This is a genomic window from Oleiphilus sp. HI0067 (assembly GCF_001635735.1).
In genome coordinates this window covers 1-989 of the sequence record NZ_LWFI01001109.1, presented here as the reverse complement: position 1 = coordinate 989, position 989 = coordinate 1, and the positions used below count along the sequence as shown (strand labels likewise).

1 protein-coding gene is annotated in these 989 nt (G+C 46.4%); it reads right to left on the bottom strand.

The window, feature by feature from the left end; translation table 11 throughout:
* The coding region (locus A3739_RS16015) for a TonB-dependent receptor domain-containing protein (RefSeq protein ID WP_156502622.1) at positions 1 to 989 on the bottom strand (989 nt) is incomplete at both ends.

Sequence of the window (989 nt, the reverse complement as noted above, 5' to 3'; positions counted from 1 at the left end):
AGATAAGAACTTCACACCAATTTCATGTTGGCTACCTTCGTTTGGATCAACAAGGTTGCCATTCTGGTCAGCATCATTGGGAGTAAAAGATTCAGCATAGCTATAGTAAGGGCTGATACCGTTTTCGAATTGATACATTAATGCAAAATCAGTATTAACGTCTTCTAGGGTATCGCTATAGCTCGTTGAGTCTGCAGCACCATAGATGCCAACACGATCGAAGCTTTGTTTGACGCGATCATATCGCACGTTCACTGAAGCGATCACATTGCCCGCTCTCATGATGTCTCCGAGATAGAGGCCGATCTGCTCATTGGAGCTGTCACGATATTCCCTTGTCGTTGGAATCGTCGTTGCGCCAGAATACTGGGGATCTAATAGGTTGATCTTCGAGTCTGCCAAGAAAGCACCCGGCAATACTGCGTTTGGGTTCATTGTAATGGTTTGGTAGAGCGCTTCGAGCACTGGATCTCGTGCGCGATCGTCAACGGTGTCTGCTTTGACGTAGTCCAAACCAATTTGTGCATTGTGCTCAAGTCCAAGCCAGTTACCATTGGCTTTCAACGCGAGATTATTTGCGAAGATCTCAAGTTCTTTTTCAGAGGCGTAGTGGAGTCTATATACATCGCCTGGAGCGGTTAGCGGCGGAAGAGTGGGCACTAGTGCTGGCAGGTAAGGCGGGGCAAAAGAGTAACCAATTGCTTGCGTATATTGGTACGTTGACTCGGATTTCCAATATCGTGTGTTGGTCGTCAATGTGAGCATGTCATTCAAATTGTGTTCAAACATCGCAGAGACAGAATTAGACTCGGTTTCATATTTATCGAAATCAGGTTCGCCGACAAAAGTATTAGTATCGATATCTAGCTCAGTTAATGCCGGTAAAGGCGGGGCCGGAAAAGGTGGAGCTGGCGCGTAAAATCCTGGTGTTGCATCCAAACTAGGGATGAATTGCAAGGTAGAGCCCGTATCGTGCTTTTGATGTTTCG